20 protein-coding genes and 1 pseudogene are annotated in these 19,238 nt (G+C 40.8%); 15 read left to right on the top strand and 6 right to left on the bottom strand.

Annotated features, from left to right (window positions below; translation table 11 throughout):
* Nucleotides 1–6: 6 nt before the first annotated feature.
* A complete protein-coding gene (locus tag EAG08_RS01630) occupies nt 7–228 on the bottom strand; it encodes a hypothetical protein (RefSeq protein ID WP_129533930.1) in 222 nt (73 codons plus the stop codon).
* A 514-nt stretch (nt 229–742) separates the two neighbouring features.
* On the opposite strand from EAG08_RS01630, the gene EAG08_RS01625 reads away from it, so the two are divergent.
* Nucleotides 743–2,209 carry a helix-turn-helix domain-containing protein gene (locus EAG08_RS01625; RefSeq protein WP_228446713.1) on the top strand — a complete coding sequence of 489 codons (1,467 nt, stop codon included), beginning with the start codon at nt 743–745 and terminating at the stop codon, nt 2,207–2,209.
* Between the two features lie 46 nt (nt 2,210–2,255).
* Nucleotides 2,256–3,101, top strand: coding sequence for an RteC domain-containing protein (locus EAG08_RS01620; protein ID WP_129533928.1), 846 nt, complete (start codon nt 2,256–2,258; stop codon nt 3,099–3,101).
* Between the two features lie 50 nt (nt 3,102–3,151).
* Here EAG08_RS01620 and mobC read toward each other — a convergent pair.
* Nucleotides 3,152–5,151, bottom strand: a pseudogene (gene mobC / locus EAG08_RS01615) (conjugal transfer protein MobC).
* A gap of 157 nt (nt 5,152–5,308) precedes the next feature.
* On the opposite strand from mobC, the gene EAG08_RS01610 reads away from it, so the two are divergent.
* Nucleotides 5,309–5,563, top strand: coding sequence for a DUF3781 domain-containing protein (locus EAG08_RS01610; protein WP_129533927.1), 255 nt, complete (start codon nt 5,309–5,311; stop codon nt 5,561–5,563).
* A 40-nt stretch (nt 5,564–5,603) separates the two neighbouring features.
* Here the strand turns inward: EAG08_RS01610 and mobB are convergent, their stop codons facing one another.
* Together mobB and mobA are read right to left on the bottom strand one after the other, a co-directional pair.
* Nucleotides 5,604–6,887 carry a conjugal transfer protein MobB gene (gene mobB / locus EAG08_RS01605; protein WP_129533926.1) on the bottom strand — a complete coding sequence of 428 codons (1,284 nt, stop codon included), beginning with the start codon at nt 6,885–6,887 and terminating at the stop codon, nt 5,604–5,606.
* Between the two features lies 1 nt (nt 6,888).
* A complete protein-coding gene (gene mobA, locus EAG08_RS01600) occupies nt 6,889–7,326 on the bottom strand; it encodes a conjugal transfer protein MobA (protein WP_129537188.1) in 438 nt (145 codons plus the stop codon).
* 647 nt (nt 7,327–7,973) lie between these two features.
* On the opposite strand from mobA, the gene EAG08_RS01595 reads away from it, so the two are divergent.
* Genes EAG08_RS01595 through EAG08_RS01585 form a run of 4 tightly spaced genes read left to right on the top strand, consistent with a single transcriptional unit; the run spans nt 7,974 to nt 9,775 of the window.
* Nucleotides 7,974–8,741: a ParA family protein gene (locus EAG08_RS01595; protein WP_129533925.1), complete on the top strand. Its 768-nt coding sequence runs from the start codon at nt 7,974–7,976 to the stop codon at nt 8,739–8,741.
* Between the two features lie 4 nt (nt 8,742–8,745).
* Complete coding sequence (locus tag EAG08_RS21685; protein WP_228446712.1) at nt 8,746–8,934, top strand: hypothetical protein; 189 nt, start codon at nt 8,746–8,748, stop codon at nt 8,932–8,934.
* Nucleotides 8,910–9,140, top strand: coding sequence for a DUF3408 domain-containing protein (locus EAG08_RS21680; RefSeq protein ID WP_228446903.1), 231 nt, complete (start codon nt 8,910–8,912; stop codon nt 9,138–9,140). Before EAG08_RS21685 ends, EAG08_RS21680 begins: the two co-directional genes overlap by 25 nt.
* Nucleotides 9,141–9,151: 11 nt before the next feature.
* Nucleotides 9,152–9,775: a hypothetical protein gene (locus EAG08_RS01585; RefSeq protein WP_129533924.1), complete on the top strand. Its 624-nt coding sequence runs from the start codon at nt 9,152–9,154 to the stop codon at nt 9,773–9,775.
* Nucleotides 9,776–9,921: 146 nt separating this feature from the next.
* Here EAG08_RS01585 and EAG08_RS01580 read toward each other — a convergent pair whose 3' ends face one another.
* The gene (locus EAG08_RS01580) at nt 9,922–11,025 is read right to left on the bottom strand and encodes an FAD-dependent monooxygenase (protein ID WP_129533923.1); all 1,104 of its coding nucleotides are present in this window, start codon (nt 11,023–11,025) and stop codon (nt 9,922–9,924) included.
* A gap of 79 nt (nt 11,026–11,104) precedes the next feature.
* Nucleotides 11,105–11,950: an AraC family transcriptional regulator gene (locus EAG08_RS01575; RefSeq protein WP_164998505.1), complete on the bottom strand. Its 846-nt coding sequence runs from the start codon at nt 11,948–11,950 to the stop codon at nt 11,105–11,107.
* A 253-nt stretch (nt 11,951–12,203) separates the two neighbouring features.
* Between EAG08_RS01575 and EAG08_RS01570 the strand changes: the two genes are divergently transcribed.
* The 8 genes from EAG08_RS01570 to traM are packed head-to-tail and all read left to right on the top strand — an operon-like array spanning nt 12,204 to nt 19,229.
* Nucleotides 12,204–12,509 carry a DUF4134 domain-containing protein gene (locus EAG08_RS01570; RefSeq protein WP_129533922.1) on the top strand — a complete coding sequence of 102 codons (306 nt, stop codon included), beginning with the start codon at nt 12,204–12,206 and terminating at the stop codon, nt 12,507–12,509.
* A gap of 10 nt (nt 12,510–12,519) precedes the next feature.
* The gene (locus tag EAG08_RS01565) at nt 12,520–12,852 is read left to right on the top strand and encodes a DUF4133 domain-containing protein (protein WP_129537186.1); all 333 of its coding nucleotides are present in this window, start codon (nt 12,520–12,522) and stop codon (nt 12,850–12,852) included.
* Nucleotides 12,849–15,356, top strand: a complete 2,508-nt coding sequence (locus tag EAG08_RS01560; protein WP_129533921.1) for a TraG family conjugative transposon ATPase — start codon at nt 12,849–12,851, stop codon at nt 15,354–15,356. Before EAG08_RS01565 ends, EAG08_RS01560 begins: the two co-directional genes overlap by 4 nt.
* Before the next feature lie 29 nt (nt 15,357–15,385).
* Nucleotides 15,386–16,018, top strand: coding sequence for a DUF4141 domain-containing protein (locus EAG08_RS01555; protein WP_129533920.1), 633 nt, complete (start codon nt 15,386–15,388; stop codon nt 16,016–16,018).
* 1 nt (nt 16,019) lies between these two features.
* The gene (gene traJ / locus EAG08_RS01550) at nt 16,020–17,012 is read left to right on the top strand and encodes a conjugative transposon protein TraJ (protein WP_129533919.1); all 993 of its coding nucleotides are present in this window, start codon (nt 16,020–16,022) and stop codon (nt 17,010–17,012) included.
* A 12-nt stretch (nt 17,013–17,024) separates the two neighbouring features.
* Nucleotides 17,025–17,648 carry a conjugative transposon protein TraK gene (traK, locus tag EAG08_RS01545; RefSeq protein WP_129533918.1) on the top strand — a complete coding sequence of 208 codons (624 nt, stop codon included), beginning with the start codon at nt 17,025–17,027 and terminating at the stop codon, nt 17,646–17,648.
* 11 nt (nt 17,649–17,659) lie between these two features.
* Nucleotides 17,660–17,929: a hypothetical protein gene (locus tag EAG08_RS01540; RefSeq protein ID WP_129533917.1), complete on the top strand. Its 270-nt coding sequence runs from the start codon at nt 17,660–17,662 to the stop codon at nt 17,927–17,929.
* 4 nt (nt 17,930–17,933) lie between these two features.
* Nucleotides 17,934–19,229: a conjugative transposon protein TraM gene (gene traM / locus EAG08_RS01535; protein ID WP_129533916.1), complete on the top strand. Its 1,296-nt coding sequence runs from the start codon at nt 17,934–17,936 to the stop codon at nt 19,227–19,229.
* Nucleotides 19,230–19,238 lie beyond the last annotated feature (9 nt).

The following is a 19,238-nucleotide window of genomic DNA, read 5'->3' as shown; positions in this document are numbered from 1 at the left end:
ATGTGATTACTTTTTTGGAACAGACCGCCAATTATCGCCATCTCTTACCGGCGGATCGGGATCTACAATTTCTCCTGACGATCTGGTGGAATCTCCACGCATCATGAACTCTGGTTGTGTGTCATTTAATCGACTATGATCTGCACTGACATCTTCATCTCGATCGGTGCAGTTTTGTAATAAAACTGACGCTATCGCTATACTAAAAATTGGGATAAACTTTTTCATTTTAATTTTTTTAATGGGGTTATCCCGGCCGGATTATGATAGAATTCTAAGCCAAAGGTATCGGACAAGAAGTCTTAAAAAAGTGTTGTTAGGCGTGATTTTAAAATTAATACGTCACAATTTTAAAATTGATCCCATTGATTTTAGGGATTATGTAGTTGTTTATCAATAGAATAAAGCCTCCTATGCTTTTTGATAGCATGAAATCTATTTGATCTCATACTTTCAGTAAAAAAAATGTCTAAATTTGATATGGTGAGTTTCTAAAATAAGTGATATGGAAAGGGTTGCATACTTTCTTGTATTCATTTCTGTTTTTTCACAGCTCCTGTTTTCACAGGGTCATCAGACAACATTCAGTGAGATAAGAAGTTCATATGAGAAAAAAGACATTGACGACAGCAGTGCCATGCCACAGGTACGACGATACATCCAGAAAGCAAAATCAGAGTCCAGTTTTAATAAGCTAATTCAAGGATACCGCGACGGACGTCAGTTTGACTATGCCCATAAAATGCAGTACGCGGACAGTGCAATACTGGCAAGTCGTCAGTACGGAACGAGTGATGATCTGAGCAGGGACCATCTCAGCAAAGGAATTATCTACTATTTCTATCAAAAAAATTACAGGCAGGCACTTAATCAATATGTTCTTGCTTACAACTATTCTAAAGGTTCCGACGACCAATACCAAAAATATAAAGTGGTCTATCATCTGGGTATCGTCAAAGGTCATTTGGGGTATTATGAAGATGCGTTGTCCCATTTTGAGAAATGCATACGATTTTACGGTCAGCATATCGCCGAAGACCTTCACAACAATGAGACCTATAATTACAAGAAGGCCTATTTCAACAGTCTTCACCAACTGACGGTCATCAACCGCTATCTTAATAATTTTAAAAAAAGCGACAGTTTGAGCCTATTAGGGGATAAGCTTACCCGTAATAACAAAGACTTTGTTCTGGAGAACAGTTATTTTCTGAAGTGCATAGGGATATCAAAATACAACGACGGAGCGTATGCTTCAGCAAGTGCTTATCTTAAAAGGTCGTTGCCTGCCATTGTCAAGCGAAATGATTTCGCATGGGCCTCTGTGGTCTATTTTTATCTGGGCAGAATTGATATTGCACAAAGGAAACAGGAGCAGGGTATAATGTATTTTAATAAGGTCGATTCGATCTTTAACAAACAAGGATTTGTCATTCCCGAAGTTTCACCCAGCTATAATTTTCTGATCGATTTCTACAGGTCGAAAAAAAATATCAAAAGACAGCTGTATTACACCGATCAGTTGCTTAAAGCTGACAGTCTGATCAGCAATGACTATCCTTATCTGTCATCGAAGCTTCACAGGGATTATGACCGGAGCAGTTTACTTGATGAGAAGCAACGCCTTGAGAAAGCCAGCAGAAAGAAAATAATGATAGGACAGATTTTAATTGTATCCGGATCAATGCTACTCGGATTTTTTATCTACCATTACTACAGGGAACGCAAGATCAGAAAGCAGTATGAGCTACTGCAGAAAAAATTAGAAAACCAACCCAACGTCATTGCTGACGTTGATGGCGAGATGTCCCCAAAAGCTTCTTCAAGAAAGACCAGTCTTACTGCAGCAATGACCGAAGAAATCAGGCAGAAACTTAATAAATTCGAGAAAGACCTAATGTTCACCAAGAAAGGCCTGACCGAAAAAAGTGTTGCTGTCAAATTGGGAACAAATTCACATTACCTCTCGGTGTACATCAACGAAAACAAGGGGATGAACTTCAACAAATATATGGCCGAGCTGCGGATCAACCATATCACGCACCTTCTGAATACCGATACGAAATATCTTAATTACAGCATCAAAGCATTAGCGGAAGAATGCGGTATTGCAGCAAGGCAAAATTTTTCCAGCCTATTCTTCGAGATCAATGGAATCCGACCTACAGACTACATCAAGAATCGAAAAAAGGACCTTGGGATCAGTTGATTGTCGCATGAATACACGAATTTTTGTAAATTTCTGAAAAAAGGACATGGTAACAAAAGCAATTTTTAGAAAGATCACAAAATTACATGACGATTTAGAGCTGAAGATCAATGAAGTATATGACGACGATGACGATATAGTGAAAGTCGCAGAGAAATCCTTACTGCTGATCGATGAATCCATCAGAAAGTTAAAAGAAATGATCTCAACGCACGATTTTGAGAATATCGCTGAAGAGGTTTACTTTTTCAAGAAACTAAAACCACAATTTATCTCAAAGTTTATCTATTTGTCTGCAATTTTAGAACTTGAATCCCATAAACCGAATGCAGGGAATAAGGCAATGAAAAAATACTACGAGGCAGAACAGGAAAAACTCAAAAGTTTTTACATGGAACATGCGGAATTTTATGGCTATCATCGAAGAGAGGCGACCTATCTCGACCATAAGGTCTTTATCAGAAATTCATACGACCTGAAAATGAAATTATCGTCAGGTTTCTACAATTTTGACAGCAGCTTTACCACTTCTCACGATCATCTGGTAGCGAGATTCATTGCCAGCCAGCAAATGGACAAATACCTGAAAAAGCAGCTCGAGAAATTAAGTAATAATGACAACACTAAAACCTTGTCACCCCTGGTATGGTCTGCCTCCAAGGTTGGTTTGATCGAACTCATCTATGCCCTTTATCAGATGCGTTGTTTCAATGGAGGTAATATCGAGCTCAGTGAGGTCATTAAATTTGTAGAAAAATCATTGGACACAGATTTAGGCAACTTCCACAAAACGATATTTGAGATCCGAAACCGAAAACAAGGTCCAACGAAGTTTTTGCATTTGGTCTGTGATCATCTTGATCAGCACTTCAAGAATTCAGAAGGAGAGTAACTCTCCTATGAAAACCTCGAATGGTTTAAAACTTCCATTTGAGGTTTGCTTTAATTTTTACTGATGAGGTGCTGCAGATCGGGGTCATTTGAAATCCGTTCCATTTCGTTACCGATGATCATTACGATATCTGCTTTGACACTTTTATAGTTTGATGTAATTTCTGCCTGCATGCTGTCTTTTCCCTGCTCGTCGACAAATGAGCGGATCTGAGGTATGGGTTGGTAATTCTTTTCCACTTCAGAAAGTTTAGCGGTATCCACGACGATCTCCGAATGGAATATTTTCTGTTCTATTCTTTCATCAAAATTGTCGGAAACGGCACCCACGAAAAATCCCTGTGTCAATGTTGAGATCTTAGAGGCCGGGATCAGGCTATCCAGCTGCGTTGAAATAGAGGTGGAGGTGTCATTCCTGTTGATGGAAATGCTCTGCCTTTTCTGTAACACCTTACCGAATCTTTCAGACAGTGATTTAGCGGTTTCTCCAACCACCTGTCCGCTGAATATATTGCCGACGGTGTTCTGGATCACTTTGCTTTCCTTATCCCCATAATCCCTTGTCAACTGTGAGAAATCCTGAAATCCAAGGCAGACTGAAACCTTATTGCTTCTGGCGGTAGCGATCAGATTGTCCAATCCTCTGAAATAAATGGTGGGAAGCTCATCAATGATGACCGAACTTTTCAGCTGGCCTTTTTTATTGATCAATTTGACAATTCGCGAGTTATAAAGCCCCAAGGCAGCAGAGTAGATGTTCTGACGATCCGGATTATTGCCGACACATAAGATCTTGGGTTCTTTGGTATTATTGATGTCCAACGAAAAATCATCCCCGGTCATCACCCAATAAAGTTGCGGAGAGATCATTCGTGACAAGGGAATCTTTGCCGAAGCGATCTGTCCCTGCAGCTGATCCTGTGCTCCGCCCTGCCAGGCGTCCATAAAAGGGGAGAGGTAATTCTCCAATTCAGAATAGGACGTCAGGATCGTAAAAACATCCTCGTATTTTTTGTTCAGAAGTTCGATGGCGTGTGGAAATGTACAGTATCGACCATCCTTGTAGATCTTCAGGAACCAGATGATCGCTGCCAAAAGGATGATCGGGCTCTCCACGAAGAAGTCTCCCTGCTTTTGTATCCAGCTTCTGTTCAAATTCAACATGATCGTGTATGCAGCTTCATAGGCATCAGAGATATCCGTCATAAAATCAGGATTCAACGGATTACATCTGTGGCTTCTTCTTGGATCATCGAAGTTGATGATGTAAAATTTCGGTTTTATTTTGTAACCCTCTGAATGAGTTATCAGGTGGTTGTAAGCAATGGTTGAAAGGTCATCGAACTTAAAGTCGTAGATGTACATCGAGAATCCCTTTTCGATATGCTGTCTGATATAGTTGTTGACCACAGCAAATGATTTTCCAGATCCGGGCGTGCCTAAAACAATGGTGGCTCGAAAGGGATTTACGACATTGATCCATCCTTGATGCCATTTCCCATGGTAATAGAATTTAGTTGGCAGATTGACCGAATACTCGTTATAGAGAAGCTTCGTCTCCTGCTGAAAGCTTTCATTTTCACTGTTGAAGACATCATCCATTAGGTGATGTTTCAGAAGACGGCTCATCCAAACACCGGCTACCATCAAAGAGATATAACCTAAGGCTGTAGTAATAATGTACAGAAACGTAGCGGTACTTAATGATGATTTTAATAATGGTATGTTCAGAAAAAATAGGCAAAATCCTATTCCCAAAGCCACATAAATTTTAGTCCAGGTAATTTTTTCATTCTTGACGCCTTTTGTACCTAAGCAACTTAATGACAATAATACCAAAGCAAACAGCTTGGTATAAAAGGTATGCGAAAACAGTCCGGCGGTACGCTGAAAATTGCTTAATATTCTATTGAGGATCTCTAAAGTCCAACCACGTTCTAAAAGAAACGGTAGCAGAACCAATAAAGATGCATCAGTATTAAAAGAATACTTACGGCCCTCATAAATGCCATTATTTTGGCTAAGCCTCTTAAATCGTCTTCTCCCTGCATTATTATCATTTTTAATGTTCGGGAGTAAATGTAATGGCTGTAATGAATGGCTTTGGAAAAGTGCTAGTCGATGGTCGCAATGGGCGCTGTTTGGCTTAATAAAAATGATGCAATTTTTTTGTTATTTTTGTTTGGTAGTATTTAATTAAAAGAAACAATGAACAAAACTGAAATTTTAAATAACATTTGCTACACTGAGCTTGTTTACGGCAGAATAAACAAGAAACTTAAAAGTAATTTTTCAAAATCTGAAATTGAGATTATGCTTTTCAATTTAATTCAAGAAACAGATAAGAAATCTTTTCAAAAAGTTGGAAAAAACTTTTATTTAACCAATGTGGATAAGAATATTCGAATTACCGTTAACTCTAATACTTTCAGAATCATAACTGTTGATAGAGTTGTTAAATGACAAGTTAATACATAGGTATTATACCTTAGAAATAGTTGACCTATTGCCTTCTTCGTTTCTTCTTTTTGTTCATTTTATTCGCAAAATCCTGTTCTTCATAATCTTCGCCCTGTGCTTCCGGAAGTAAACCACCAAACGCTTCTATCAAACCATCGTCACGCTTTTCAATATTCAAAAGATCGAAAAAATGACAGGGTTGGTCAGTAGTTAAGTCTTTCATGTCATTTGACCGAGATATTTTTGATTGCTGTCGAACAGGTCCTTTAATTTCAGGTTTGACGTCATTGTTCCAATAATTATTGAAGGTGTTTGCAGAATACTCCTTTCCCAATCTTGACCCGTTCCAAACCGTTTTTGAATGGTGATCAATAAAAGTGATACCGTAGATCCTGCCGTTGTCGTTTTTCCGGACAACGGTATCAATTCCTATTTTTTTTAATTTCTTTTTAAATGCCTGCTCATTTGTAGAAGAATGATGCGCTTCAGTGATCGCTTTTCTCAAATTTTGTTTGACCAATTGATCATTGCTTTTGTTTTTACCAGCAGTGAAGTGCTTTTCGAGAGCATCGATCCCTGCATTTTTTCCAAACAAAGATGCCTTGACAGGATTTCCTGCCTTTTCGCCCTGATTGTCTAATGGAAAATACAGCAATCCTCTTCTTAGTTGACCTTGTAATTCTCCTTCCACTTTGTCCACTGTAATGTTAAAGAGAGACAGCAACGCATTATATTCCCCTAAAGATTGAAATTGGTAATGGGATGGAAGGTATCTTACCACTGAGGCCATCTGGCTTTTAATACCTCCAGCCATATAATTGACCGGCCTAAATACCATTTGGTTTTTCGCAGGTTGTTTCTTAAGCGCTGATATTAAACTAAATTTTTTCTCCAGCTCCCGGCAGACTTTCATCGAACGAACCTTTTCAAATTGATCAGAGATCTTTTTTCCATCTTCATCTACACAAACTGAAACAATATGGATATGGCTTCTGTCGATATCTGTGTGCTTGAACACAATGAATGGCTGATCGCCATAACCCATTTCGTCCAGATAAAGCTGGGCCATTTCTCGATATTGTTCATCAGAGACGTTGTCAGTAGGATCAGGATTTAAAGAAATATGCAAGGTGTGTTTTTCAGTCTTCCGGTTTGCCAACAAATAAGGTTCAAATGATTTTGCCAATTGAGCCACAGAATATTTCCCATCAGCCGTTTCAATTATTTTGTTGATCAACAGGATCTCTCCCTTATCCTGTTCCATTTTCAAATTGTTGTAGGAGAGTGTTCCAAACAGATTACTGCTTCTTCCAATTTTTGCGATCATCTCATTCTGAATTTTTCAAATGTTTTTGATCAAATTCTTCCGTCAACTGCATCACTTTTTTGAAGACGTCCACCATTTCAACAGTATTCTTTTCCAATTTATAGAGCAAAGCCGCTGCTTTTTTCTCAGAAAAATTATGGTATAGGATCTTCACGATCTGATTATAGTTCACCCCGACAGCCCGAAACTGGCTGTGAAATGAGGTCAACCGCATATAAAAATCGGTCGTTCCTTTGTCCACCTTCACCGTTTTGATCGTCTTTTCGAAAATACAGGACGTAATAAAATGGGCTTTTATTTTCATTCCTGACTCGTCAAAAAGTTCAAGAAAGCGGGAATGTTCCACCTCATTGAATGAGATCGTATATCGGATCTTGGCAGGATCGGCCTTCGGACGGCGTCCCGTCTTTTTCTGTGGTTTGCCATTATGTTCATTCATCATCTTTCCAATTAATTTTTAAAACATCGACTTCGGAGATTGTTTCTGCCCCCTGCAAGGGCAAGTTGTTTTGAGCATCCGAAAACGTTTCGAGATGCTCAAAACACAACTTGCCCCTTTCGGGTGAAAGGATCAACCTATCATACAATAGAATGGGTCCTTTTCAGGACACTTTTACATCTTAAAAGTTTAAGATTGATCAACCGGTCAATTCTCCTTTGACAAAGAAAACCACAATGTCTAAAAGATCCTTTGATGGACATAGCGCCAAACATCACCAATGCTAGCCAAAGACAACCACCCTGAAGCTGACCACAGCTCGATGTTATTTATTTGCACAAGAATGTCAGCAGGCGAGCTGGATGGCAAAACCGCTTGAAATCCAGAAAGCAACAATACAGGCTTTCAAGATAGCCAGCCAGATTGAGGTCCGGATGTAAATCCTTCAGGAATTACACCCTGACTAAAGGACAGCAATCACTGACGGGAGATTGATTGACGGTTAAAAGACCTGCCATCATTTCGGAAATCAGGAATGCTTTCAAATATCCAAGATTTCAGGACAGCCGGATGTAGGTCAGGCCTGCCCGCCAGCTGTCAATATATATATGTTGACCAACCCATGTTTAATTAAAAAATCAAAGAAAATGGAAACAAAAAAACAACCATCAATTATCGCCTTCTCGACTCAAAAAGGAGGCGTAGGCAAAAGCACTTTCACAGCACTTATGGCCAGCATCCTTCATTACCGTCTGGGTTATAATGTCGCAGTGTTCGACTGTGACTTCCCGCAGTACAGTTTGGTACAGATGAGAGAAAGGGATCTGAAAACAGTGATGCAGAATGAGGTACTGAAAAAAATAGCCCATAAGCAGTTTACGAGCATCAACAAAAAAGCTTATCCTGTCTTTCAAAGCAAGACCGATACGGTTTTGGAAGAGCTTGAAGGGTATGTTGCCAATTCAGCAATATCTCCGGACGTTATTTTTCTGGATCTACCCGGAACGGTCAATACGGCTGGCATTTTGAGTACACTCGCCAGTGTACACTACATCTTTTCACCCATAACCGCGGATAGGGTTGTCCTGGAAAGCACCCTGAGTTTTACGGACGTACTCACCAATGTATTAATGAAGAAAAAGCAAACCGAGATCAAAAGTATTCATCTTTTTTGGAACCAAGTGGATGGCCGAGAAAAAACCCCCTTGTATAATAATTATGAAAAGGTCATCAAAGATCTTGGCCTTCAATTAATGGAAACCTCCATCACCGACAGCAAGAGATTCCGAAAAGAAGGCGAGACCTTTGCTAAAACCGTTTTTCGTTCCACCTTACTGCCGGCAGATCCTAAACTAATGTCATTATGCAGGCTGGATCGGTTTATGAATGAGTTTTTAGGTATTGTAAAATTATAAAAAGATGGACACTGATAAAAAGAACAAAGAAGACAACAGTATCGATGAACAATATCTGATGTCCATTATGGCGGGCAGCGCAAAGAAAGAACCTCCGAACCAGGAACCGGATTCCCCACAGGAAAAACTTGCGACGAAGCAAAAAATAAAGGGCAAAAAAATAATGAGATCTCCTATGCTGAGCAGTTTCTGACCCATCATACGATGACCAAGCGTGGTGATAAAAGCATCTACATCCGTCCTGAATATCATGAACGTTTATCGCGTATCATCCAGATCATTGCCGACGACCAGATTCCTCTGTACGCTTATCTTGACAATGTGTTAGCGCATCACTTCGAAACGTTTGAAAAAGAGATCACTGATGATTTCAACAACAAATACCGTCCAATTTTTTAATATATCATCTTATGGAACAATTAATCATCATAGCACTGTTAGTCATTATCATATTAATTCTTTGGGACAGGAAGTTTTCAAACCAGTATCCTCAGGAAAAAAACACCGACAATAGGTCAGAATTACCCTCTGTTATGGGAGAAACAAAGAAAGAAAACAGACATCCGCTGCCATCTGACGCCGATCAAGGCCACGATGAATCTAGTACAGTTAATGCAAATAATTTTGATCCAGAAACCAAAGAGAAAGTAATTGAAAATACGGCTTCAAAGAAAGAACTGGACGAGATACTGATCAAAAATAATGATCAGGAAGACGAGGAAGAAGACTGGCAATACCAGAATGATTCTATCATCGAAAGCGGTTTCGCCACAGGGGTTACCTTTCAGGAATTGAGTACTGCGGGACAGCTGCTTCAGCGAGATGTGCTGGAGCCTGACTTAGAACAACAAGCAGTTCACATCATTCAAAAAATTCAGGGAACCGAGCTTTTTGATCTTTTAGAAAATTCATTAGGTGATGCATCAAAGAGAGTTGCTAATTTGCTGAGCCAGAATATTTCGAATGAAGATGATGGAATTGCTTTTAAGCGTAAAGATGATGCAGAAGGTTTCGATATTGGGGAGTTTGTTTAGACAAATTCCCCTTTAATATTTTGATAAAGTTAAAAAAGATTTACCAGTATATTGAATTGAAAGGATAGAGTAAATAATCATAACTAGTCTCAAATTATTAAGACTCGGTACGATTTTCAATTGATTTTACTGTCATCAAAACAAATTTAAAATTCAAAACCATTTTTATTTCTCAAGTCTATTTCCTCCTGCGTTGCCGGTAAAAGTTTGTCCAGCATTTCTACTGCGTCAGCCTGAACTTCTTCTGTGAAAGGTCTAAACTCTCTATTGTATCCTTCAAAAGCCAGTTCAAAATTACCATTGTATTTTTCAAAGGCGTCCGCCAAAGCTGTCGCTCCAATGATAGCTAGCGAACCTCCCATTCCTGCTGCGGGTGAAGCACAATAGCCTGCATCACCAACCAATGCAACACGACCTTTCGTCCACGAGGACATTTTGATCTGACAGAATTTATCAAAGTAAAAAGATTCGGAATTGAGTAATTCTTCTTTTAACTCAGTTGCTCTCCAGCTCATATTTTCTATTTGCTCTTGAACAATCTGTTTCATTTGCTCCTGATCACGGTAATCATAAAGGATTTCCTTTTCCGGACGGAAGGTAAAAATGATGTCTGTTTTGTTGTTATAAGCATAGAGCGCAAGACCTTTGTTCGGTTCTGCGTACATATGATAAGTGCCTGCTTCCACCAACGATCCTTTAGCGATCACAACACAAAAATATTGTCCCAGAAAACGAGCATATTCTGATTCTTCTCCAAAGCAGATTCTCCGCACCGCAGAATGGATTCCGTCACAGCCAAACACCAGTTCAAATTGACTTTGAGAACCATCTTTGAAAGCAACTTCTATGCAATCTTTTTTCTCATTTAAAGAAGTGATGCTGTTATTAAAGATAAAATTGACGTCTTCTTTTACAAGGTCAAAAAGCATGTTGAGCAGAATATCTCTTTCAATTTCAAACTCATTGTCTGGCTGCTTTTCTAAAAAAACAGTTTTTTCACTCACATCATCAGCATTTTTGAATTCCCATTTTTCAGGACCTATCCTTTGGGCTTTTATCTGTTCAAAAATTCCCATCCGTTTTACAATATTCACAGTTTCATCTTTAATATCCACAGGTGTTCCTCCCATTTTAAGATGATTCCCAATTTCTACTACAGTTACTTTATAACCCATTTTGTTCATCCAATAGGCAGTTGTAAGTCCTGCGAAGCTTGCACCGGATACCAATACTTTTTTATTGTGTTCCATTTTATCAATGATTTAATTATGGTGCAAAATTCTCAAACAGTAGCGCATCAGGCAATAACAGAAAATAGTAATGATAGGACTATTCGTGGTTTTTGTTTTGGAAAGCTAAAGCAGAGATTCCTGCAGCTTTGGTAAAGAGTCTTGAAAAATAGGAATGATCATCGTATCCCAATTCAAACGAAATTTCTTTAATTGATTTTTCGCTGTGATAAAGCATTCTTTTTGCTTCCAACACAACTCTGTTCTTGATATGTTGAGAAACTGAAGAACCTGTCGTATTCTTAACGCACTCATTCAGATAAGAGGTAGAAATATTCAATTGATCTGCATACCCGCTCGGACTTTTTGAATTACAGTAATTCTTTTCCAATAATAGTTTGAAGGATTTTGCCACGATCTCAAACCTTGAAAAATTGGATTCCGGTTTATTTTGATCCAGAAATTGTGAGATCAGAAATGCAACCAGCGTATTGCAACTGTCTTTCAGTAAAGAATAATGGAGTTTATTATTTTTTTGAATTGAAAAATTGTAGCAAAGCCTAAAGATATCAGAGAGTGTTGAATTGGTTTCATTAGTAAGCTCCAAAGGCTTTGCAGGAGCAATCTCTTCCAGCAGTTTAAGATAATCAGGATTCAGGTTTTCATCTTTTACAGACAATGAGCAGACGGTAATTTTTTCAAAATCCAAAATACGGTGTACTTGATTTGGATGCATATATACAACGGATGGTGCGTGGATCTCATACTTCTGAAAATCAATTTCAATATGAATAACGCCTTTTTCGATGATATGAAAAGTATATCCGTCGTCCCGGTGTGAATGTTTAAAATCAGGTTTATCCAGACTTATTTTATCGATAGAAATACCCTGACCAGAGTTTTCAGTCATTGTATTAACAGGAATGTGCTGATCGTTTTTACGCATTCAAATGTACGGTTATTTAACAAGTAGTTTTATTGCTTAAGCAACCATTCAAAGCTACAAAATAATTCAATTGATCTAAATAAGCAATCCCTCGAGATCATCATTATTACAGTTTCATTTTCTCATCAAAAGCCATTTTTCGCCAAACTATACGGTAGAAAGACAAGTAATAATAGCACATCTGTTTCCATAACACCTTTGCCTCATCAACCCACAGGGTGTGGGGTAAAGTAATAATTAATGTGTTTCAATTATGGAAAAACAAAGAAAAAAATTATTGCTATTAGGTCTGACCTTTTTAGCAGTAACGGGTGCTTTTGCCCAAGGCAATGGTACCGCAGGAATCAATGAGGCGACCCAGATGGTGACCTCCTATTTCGAGCCTGCAACCCAACTTATCTATGCGATCGGGGCGGTCGTGGGACTGATCGGTGGGGTCAAGGTCTACAACAAGTTCAGCAGCGGTGATCCCGACACCAGCAAGACCGCTGCCAGCTGGTTCGGGGCGTGTATCTTTCTGATCGTCGCAGCAACGATCCTTCGTTCATTCTTCCTTTAAACTGATGATGATGAATACCTATCATATCAACAAAGGCATCGGAAGAACGGTAGAGTTCAAAGGACTCAAAGCACAGTACCTGTTTATTTTTGCAGGTGGCCTGTTAGGGCTCTTGATCTGTATTATGATCATGTATATCGCGGGTGTCAATACCTATCTCTGCCTCACACTTGGCGGAGCCAGCAGCGGAATCCTGATCTGGCAGACTTTCTCATTGAACGCTAAATATGGGGAACACGGACTGATGAAATTGGGTTCTCAGAAAAAGCATCCCCAATACATCATCAGCAGAAAAGGCATCTACCGCTACCTTAAAACCAACCGTCAAAAAAATTCAGCATGAGAAATACCTCCAAAGCCGCAACGCTGGAGAGTAAATTTCCACTGCTTGCGATAGAAAACGATTGTATCATTTCAAAAGATGCGGATGTAACGGTCTGTTTCAAGGTCAGGCTTCCTGAATTGTTTACCGTGGCATCGGCTGAATATGAAGCGATCCACTCCGCATGGTTCAAGGCGGTCAAGACCCTGCCTGACTTTACAATTGTGCACAAACAGGATTGGTTTATCAAAGAAAACTATAACCCTGATCTGTCCAAGGAAGACCAGAGCTTTCTGTCAAAATCTTTTGAAAGACATTTCAACGAGAGACCTTTTCTCAATCACTACTGCTATTTGTACATCACGAAGACCAGTAAAGAAAGAATGCGGATGCAAAGTAACTTTTCTTCGCTGTGCAAAGGTCAACTGATCCCAAAGGAGATCAGGGATAAAGAAGTGGTCAGCAGGTTTATGGAATCCGTCGATCAGTTCGAAAGGATCATGAATGACAGTAGTTTTGTCCATTTGGAAAGAATGACCGAAGATGAGATCTCAGGAACCGCTGGGAAGTCAGGACTGTTGGAGCAGTATCTGACCCTGTCAAGAGAGTCGAATCCTTCATTGCAGGACATCAAACTTGGTTCAGAAGAAATGCGCATCGGCAACAAACGGATCAGTATGCATACGTTGTCCGATACCAATGATCTGCCCGGCACGGTCTCTTCTCACAGCCGTTATGAAAAACTGAGCACAGACAGGAGTGACTGCCTGCTGTCCTTTGCATCTCCGGTTGGACTTCTGCTGAGCTGCAACCATATCTACAACCAGTACCTTTTTATTGATCACAGCGATGACAACCTGCGACAATTTGAAAAGTCCGCCAGAAATATGCATTCATTGGCAAGGTACAGTAGGGCGAACCAGATCAATAAAGAATGGATCGAAAAGTATTTGAATGAAGCCCATTCTTACGGTCTGCAATCCATCCGTGCCCATTTCAATGTGATGTCGTGGTCAGATCATCCTTCAGAACTCAAACAGCTGAAGAATGACACCGGTAGTGCATTGGCATTGATGGAATGCAAGCCCAGACACAACACAACGGATACGGCAACTTTGTACTGGGCAGGAATTCCAGGAAATGCGGGTGACTTTCCAAGTGAGGAGAGCTTTTACACCTTTATCGAACCTGCCTTGTGTTTCTTTACGGAAGAGACCAACTATCAGGATTCACCTTCACCGTTCGGGATCAAGATGGCCGACCGACTGACAGGAAAGCCCATTCATCTGGATATCTCCGATCTCCCGATGAAACAGGGAATTATTACCAATCGTAATAAGTTTATCCTCGGACCTTCAGGAAGCGGTAAATCTTTTTTCACGAATCACATGGTCAGACAGTATTATGAGCAGGGTGCGCACGTCTTATTAGTTGATACCGGAAATTCTTACCAAGGATTATGCGAACTCATTAAAGGCAAGACAAAAGGGGAGGATGGCGTGTATTTTACGTATACCGAAGACAATCCGATTGCCTTCAATCCATTCTATACCGATGACGGCGTCTTTGACATTGAAAAGCGGGAAAGCATCAAAACCCTGATCCTCACTTTATGGAAGCGGGATGATGAGCCACCGAGGCGTTCAGAAGAGGTTGCCCTGTCCAATGCTGTAAGCGGTTATATTGAACAGATCAAACGCAGTGATCAATTTCCATCTTTCAATGGCTTTTATGACTATATCAAAGAAGACTATCAAAAAGTCCTTGAGCAGAAGAAGGTCAGGGAGAAGGATTTTGACATTGCCAATTTTCTCAATGTATTGGAACCATACTATAAAGGTGGAGAGTACGATTACCTTTTAAATTCGGAAAAGCAACTTGACCTGTTGTCCAAACGATTCATCGTTTTTGAGATCGATGCCATCAAAGACCACAAAATCCTTTTCCCGATTGTGACCATCATCATTATGGAGGTATTCATCAACAAGATGCGAAGACTCAAGGGCATCAGAAAACTGATCCTCATTGAGGAAGCATGGAAAGCCATCGCTAAAGAAGGGATGGCAGAGTACATCAAATACCTGTTCAAGACGGTTAGGAAGTTCTTAGGGGAAGCCATTGTGGTGACTCAGGAAGTGGACGATATCATCCAGTCACCGATCGTCAAGGAAAGCATCATCAACAATTCAGACTGTAAGATCCTTCTCGATCAGCGCAAGTATATGAACAAATTCGATGACATCCAGGCGATGCTTGGACTGACTGACAAAGAAAAGTCTCAGGTGCTTTCCATCAATATGAACAACGATCCGAGAAGATTGTACAAGGAAGTCTGGATCGGACTGGGCGGAACCCACTCTGCGGTGTATGCCACGGAAGTTTCGACAGAAGAGTATCTCGCTTACACCACCGAAGAGACAGAAAAAATGGAAGTCATGAATCTGGCTTCTGAACTTGACGGCAATGTAGAACATGCCATCAAGAGGATCTCTCTCAGGAGGATCAGATCGAACAAAGACAATTAATTAATTCAATCATTTAAAATTTAAAAACAATGAAAAATCTGATCATTAAAACAGCAATGGTAGCCATTTTTGCTACCGCAACCTATGCAAAAGCACAATTCGTTGTGACCGATCCTGCGAATCTGGCATCGGGCATTCTGAACTCAGCCAATGAGATCGTGCAGACCTCATCAACCGTTTCCAACGTCGTCAAAAACTTCAACGAGGTCAAGAAGGTGTATGAACAGGGAAAAGAATATTACGACAAATTGAAAGCCATCAATAATCTGGTCAAAGATGCCCGAAAGGTTCAGCAGACCGTTCTGATGGTCGGAGACGTATCAGAGATCTACGTTACCAATTTCAGCAAGATGCTCAATGATCCCAACTTCAACGCGCAGGAACTGACAGCGATCGCGAACGGCTACTCAGCTTTGCTGACCGAAAGCACTGAACTGTTAAAGGAACTGAAGGAGATCATCACCGCCAATGGGCTTTCGCTGAATGACAAAGAGAGAATGGACGTGGTTGACCGGGTCTACAAAGAGGTGAAGGAATATCATAATCTGGTGCGTTACTATACCAACAAGAATATTTCTGTCAGCTACCTGAGAGCAAAGAAGCAGAACAATACCAAAAGGGTATTGGATCTTTACGGAACCTCAAACCAAAAATACTGGTAAGATGGAACCCACTAATTTACACGAAGTACTTCGTTCCGTCTATGATGAGATGATGCCGTTATGTGCAGACATGGCGGCTGTCGCAAAGGGCGTTGCCGGATTGGGCGCATTATTCTATGTGGCCATCAAGGTTTGGCAGTCGCTGAGCCGTGCCGAACCGATCGACCTGTTTCCGATGCTAAGACCTTTTGCCATCGGGATCTGCATTATGTTCTTCTCGACATTGGTGCTTGGGAGTATCAATGGGGTCTTAAGTCCGATCGTTCAGGGAAGCCATTCGATGCTGGAGGATCAGGTGTTGGATCTGAACGACCTGCAGCAGAAAAAAGATCTATTGGAACGTGAGGCTATGCTCAGGAATCCTGAGATGGCCTATCTGATCTCAGATGAAGAATTTGACAAAAAACTTGAAGCACTCGGATGGTCACCATCTGATCTGGTGACGATGTCCGGAATGTACATTGAAAGGGAGATGTTTGATATTAAGAAGCAGATCAGGGATGGGTTTCGTGAGTTTTTAGAAATTCTCTTTCAGTCAGCAGCTTTGGTCATTGACACCGTAAGAACTTTCTTTCTCATCGTACTTTCCATTTTGGGACCGATAGCTTTTGCCATTTCAGTATGGGATGGATTTCAGACTACGCTCACCCAATGGCTGACGAGATATATCAGTGTTTATCTATGGCTTCCGGTGGCTGACATCTTCAGTGCTATCCTGGCAAAGATCCAATCACTGATCATTGAAAGGGATATTGAGATGCTGAGCGACCCCAATTTCATTCCCGATACCTCCAATACCGTGTACATCATCTACATGATCATCGGGATCATCGGATATTTCACGGTTCCGACCGTCACCGGATGGGTCATTCAGGCAGGAGGCGCAGGAAACTTTATGCGCAATGTCAACCAGACCGCCACAAAATCGGGAAATATGGCAGGGGCAGCAGCAGGTTCGGCGACAGGTAATATTTCAGGCAGATTATTAAAATAAAAATACGATCCAATGGAATTTAAAACTTTAAGAAATATAGAGAGCAGCTTCAAGCAGATCCGCCTTTTCACCTTTGTTTTTGCGGTGCTCTGCTTCGCAGTGGTGGGCGTTGTCGTTTTCAAGTCCTATCAATTTGCAGAGGAACAGCGCCAGAAGATCTATGTGCTGGATAACGGAAAATCGCTGATGGTCGCACTGTCCCAGGATATGTCGATCAACAGACCGGTAGAGGCCAGGGAACATGTAAGGCGATTCCATGAATTGTTCTTTACGGTGGCACCTGATAAAAATGCCATTGAAAGCAATGTCAAAAGGGCTTTCAATCTGGCAGACCAGTCTGCATTCAACTACTACAAAGACCTGCAGGAGAAAGGATATTACAATAGGATCATTTCCGGCAATATCCAGCAGAGGGTTGAAGTTGACAGTGTCGTAGCTGATTTTAACAATTACCCTTACTCGGTCAAGACGTATGCAAGGCAGTTCATTATCCGGTCAAGCAATTTGACGATAAGAAGCCTGATCACCGATTGTTCATTAGTGAACTCTGTGCGGTCAGACAGCAATCCCCAGGGATTTACCATTGAAAAATTCAATGTCGTAGAAAACAAAGATGTCGAAACTGTTGAACGTTAAAAATCATGACAATGAAAAAGATAAGAGATCAAATAGAACACCACATTTTGTGTGCAGACAGAAAATGGAAGGCGCTTCCTGCGAAGCGGCAAAGGTTATTTACCAAGCTATTTTTAGCAGGGTATGCCATCCTTACTGTGCTTGTATTGGGCAGCATCTGTATTTCGACGGGAAATAAGACCAATACTATGTCGATCAGTCACATCACCACCATCTCAGACCATGCTGTTGTGAAAACCAGGATGAACAATGACGTTGAAAGTTCCCCAATTAAAAAATAAAACGATGAACAATTCAAATAAAATCAAGATCACGGAAGGTGAATCCCAGGAGCGGGAATATGATTCACAGGGTTTACAGACATTAAGTTGGGAGCGACTTAAAAAGCCGGTCATTTATCTTTTGATGGCAGCGGTATGTGCAGCTTGCTTTTACCTCATCTTCAAACCTAAGGACAGTAAAACCATTGAAGAATCAGGTTTCAATGCAGGGATACCGCAGGCAAAGGATGATCAGCTGGAAGCCGATAAACAAAAGGTCTATGAGCAGCAATTGCTGGAGCAGAAAAATGAAGAGAACAGAAATGCGATCACCACCTTGTCGGATTATTGGAGTGACCAGAACAACCTGGCTCAAAATTCCGATCAAGATCCATTGAAAGCTACTTCAAATGGTTTGGCTGAATCTAATCAGAGTGCGGTGAGCAGCTATCGCAACGCACAGCAGACATTGGGTTCATTCTACAGCAGAGATGATCAGGAACTAAACAATTTGAGGAAGGAGATCTCCAGGCTTAAGAATGAAGCCGTCCATAACAATGCTGTTCCTGCAGGTCTCGGGGTCAATGATCAGCTCACGCTGATGGAAAAATCCTATCAGATGGCCGCGAAGTACTTACCTGGAAATAACAATCAGGGAGGATCTGTATCCAGGGACGAGGATATGAAACCGCCTACTGAAGAGAAACAACTTTTCAAAGCAGCAAAACAAGCCCGTCAAAATGTGGTCTCATCTTTATATAGAGAGTCATCAGACAGTACATTTTTGGAGGGACTTTATGAACAGAGGTTTTATGGAATTTCAGCCGATCCCAATAAGACGAGGCCAGCCAATAATGCGATCAGAGCCACTGTTTATGAATCAAAGACAATGACCACAGAAAGTACTTTATCTGTCAGACTCTTAGAAAGCATGGTCGTAGGTCGCACAGAAATCCCTTCTGGAACCTTGCTGAAAGCGACAGGCAAATTTCAGGGCGGGAGACTGCAACTCCTTATTTCATCCATTGAATACCAAGGCAGTATCTATCCTGTAGAGATCCATGTTTACGATAACGACGGTCAGCTTGGCTTAAATGTACCGTATTCACCGGAACAAAACGCAGTAACCGACATTGTCGGTAGTATGGGACAAACTTCCGGCACCAGCATTATGATGACACAGTCGGCAGGTCAACAGATCGCTGCGGACGTAAGCAGGGGCGTTGTGCAGGGTTTGTCAGGCTATTTTCACAAAAGGGTCAGACAGCCCAAAGTCACCGTGAAGGCTGGTCATCAAGTATTCTTGATACCAAAAAAATAACCAATTAAA

Origin of the sequence: Chryseobacterium sp. 3008163, from assembly GCF_003669035.1 — a bacterium.
GTDB lineage: Bacteria > Bacteroidota > Bacteroidia > Flavobacteriales > Weeksellaceae > Chryseobacterium.
This window is presented reverse-complemented; position numbering and strand designations above follow the sequence as displayed.

Excerpts from the sequence above, each read along its gene's own strand:
- EAG08_RS01630 (WP_129533930.1), bottom strand. The coding sequence starts at position 228 with ATGAAAAAGTTTATCCCAATTTTTAGTATAGCGATAGCGTCAGTTTTA.
- EAG08_RS01625 (WP_228446713.1), top strand. The coding sequence starts at position 743 with ATGCAGTACGCGGACAGTGCAATACTGGCAAGTCGTCAGTACGGAACG.
- EAG08_RS01620 (WP_129533928.1), top strand. The coding sequence starts at position 2,256 with ATGGTAACAAAAGCAATTTTTAGAAAGATCACAAAATTACATGACGAT.
- EAG08_RS01610 (WP_129533927.1), top strand. The coding sequence starts at position 5,309 with ATGAACAAAACTGAAATTTTAAATAACATTTGCTACACTGAGCTTGTT.
- mobB (WP_129533926.1), bottom strand. The coding sequence starts at position 6,887 with ATGATCGCAAAAATTGGAAGAAGCAGTAATCTGTTTGGAACACTCTCC.
- mobA (WP_129537188.1), bottom strand. The coding sequence starts at position 7,326 with ATGAATGAACATAATGGCAAACCACAGAAAAAGACGGGACGCCGTCCG.
- EAG08_RS01595 (WP_129533925.1), top strand. The coding sequence starts at position 7,974 with ATGGAAACAAAAAAACAACCATCAATTATCGCCTTCTCGACTCAAAAA.
- EAG08_RS21685 (WP_228446712.1), top strand. The coding sequence starts at position 8,746 with ATGGACACTGATAAAAAGAACAAAGAAGACAACAGTATCGATGAACAA.
- EAG08_RS01585 (WP_129533924.1), top strand. The coding sequence starts at position 9,152 with ATGGAACAATTAATCATCATAGCACTGTTAGTCATTATCATATTAATT.
- EAG08_RS01580 (WP_129533923.1), bottom strand. The coding sequence starts at position 11,025 with ATGGAACACAATAAAAAAGTATTGGTATCCGGTGCAAGCTTCGCAGGA.
- EAG08_RS01575 (WP_164998505.1), bottom strand. The coding sequence starts at position 11,950 with ATGCGTAAAAACGATCAGCACATTCCTGTTAATACAATGACTGAAAAC.
- EAG08_RS01570 (WP_129533922.1), top strand. The coding sequence starts at position 12,204 with ATGGAAAAACAAAGAAAAAAATTATTGCTATTAGGTCTGACCTTTTTA.
- EAG08_RS01565 (WP_129537186.1), top strand. The coding sequence starts at position 12,520 with ATGAATACCTATCATATCAACAAAGGCATCGGAAGAACGGTAGAGTTC.
- EAG08_RS01560 (WP_129533921.1), top strand. The coding sequence starts at position 12,849 with ATGAGAAATACCTCCAAAGCCGCAACGCTGGAGAGTAAATTTCCACTG.
- EAG08_RS01555 (WP_129533920.1), top strand. The coding sequence starts at position 15,386 with ATGAAAAATCTGATCATTAAAACAGCAATGGTAGCCATTTTTGCTACC.
- traJ (WP_129533919.1), top strand. The coding sequence starts at position 16,020 with ATGGAACCCACTAATTTACACGAAGTACTTCGTTCCGTCTATGATGAG.
- traK (WP_129533918.1), top strand. The coding sequence starts at position 17,025 with ATGGAATTTAAAACTTTAAGAAATATAGAGAGCAGCTTCAAGCAGATC.
- EAG08_RS01540 (WP_129533917.1), top strand. The coding sequence starts at position 17,660 with ATGAAAAAGATAAGAGATCAAATAGAACACCACATTTTGTGTGCAGAC.
- traM (WP_129533916.1), top strand. The coding sequence starts at position 17,934 with ATGAACAATTCAAATAAAATCAAGATCACGGAAGGTGAATCCCAGGAG.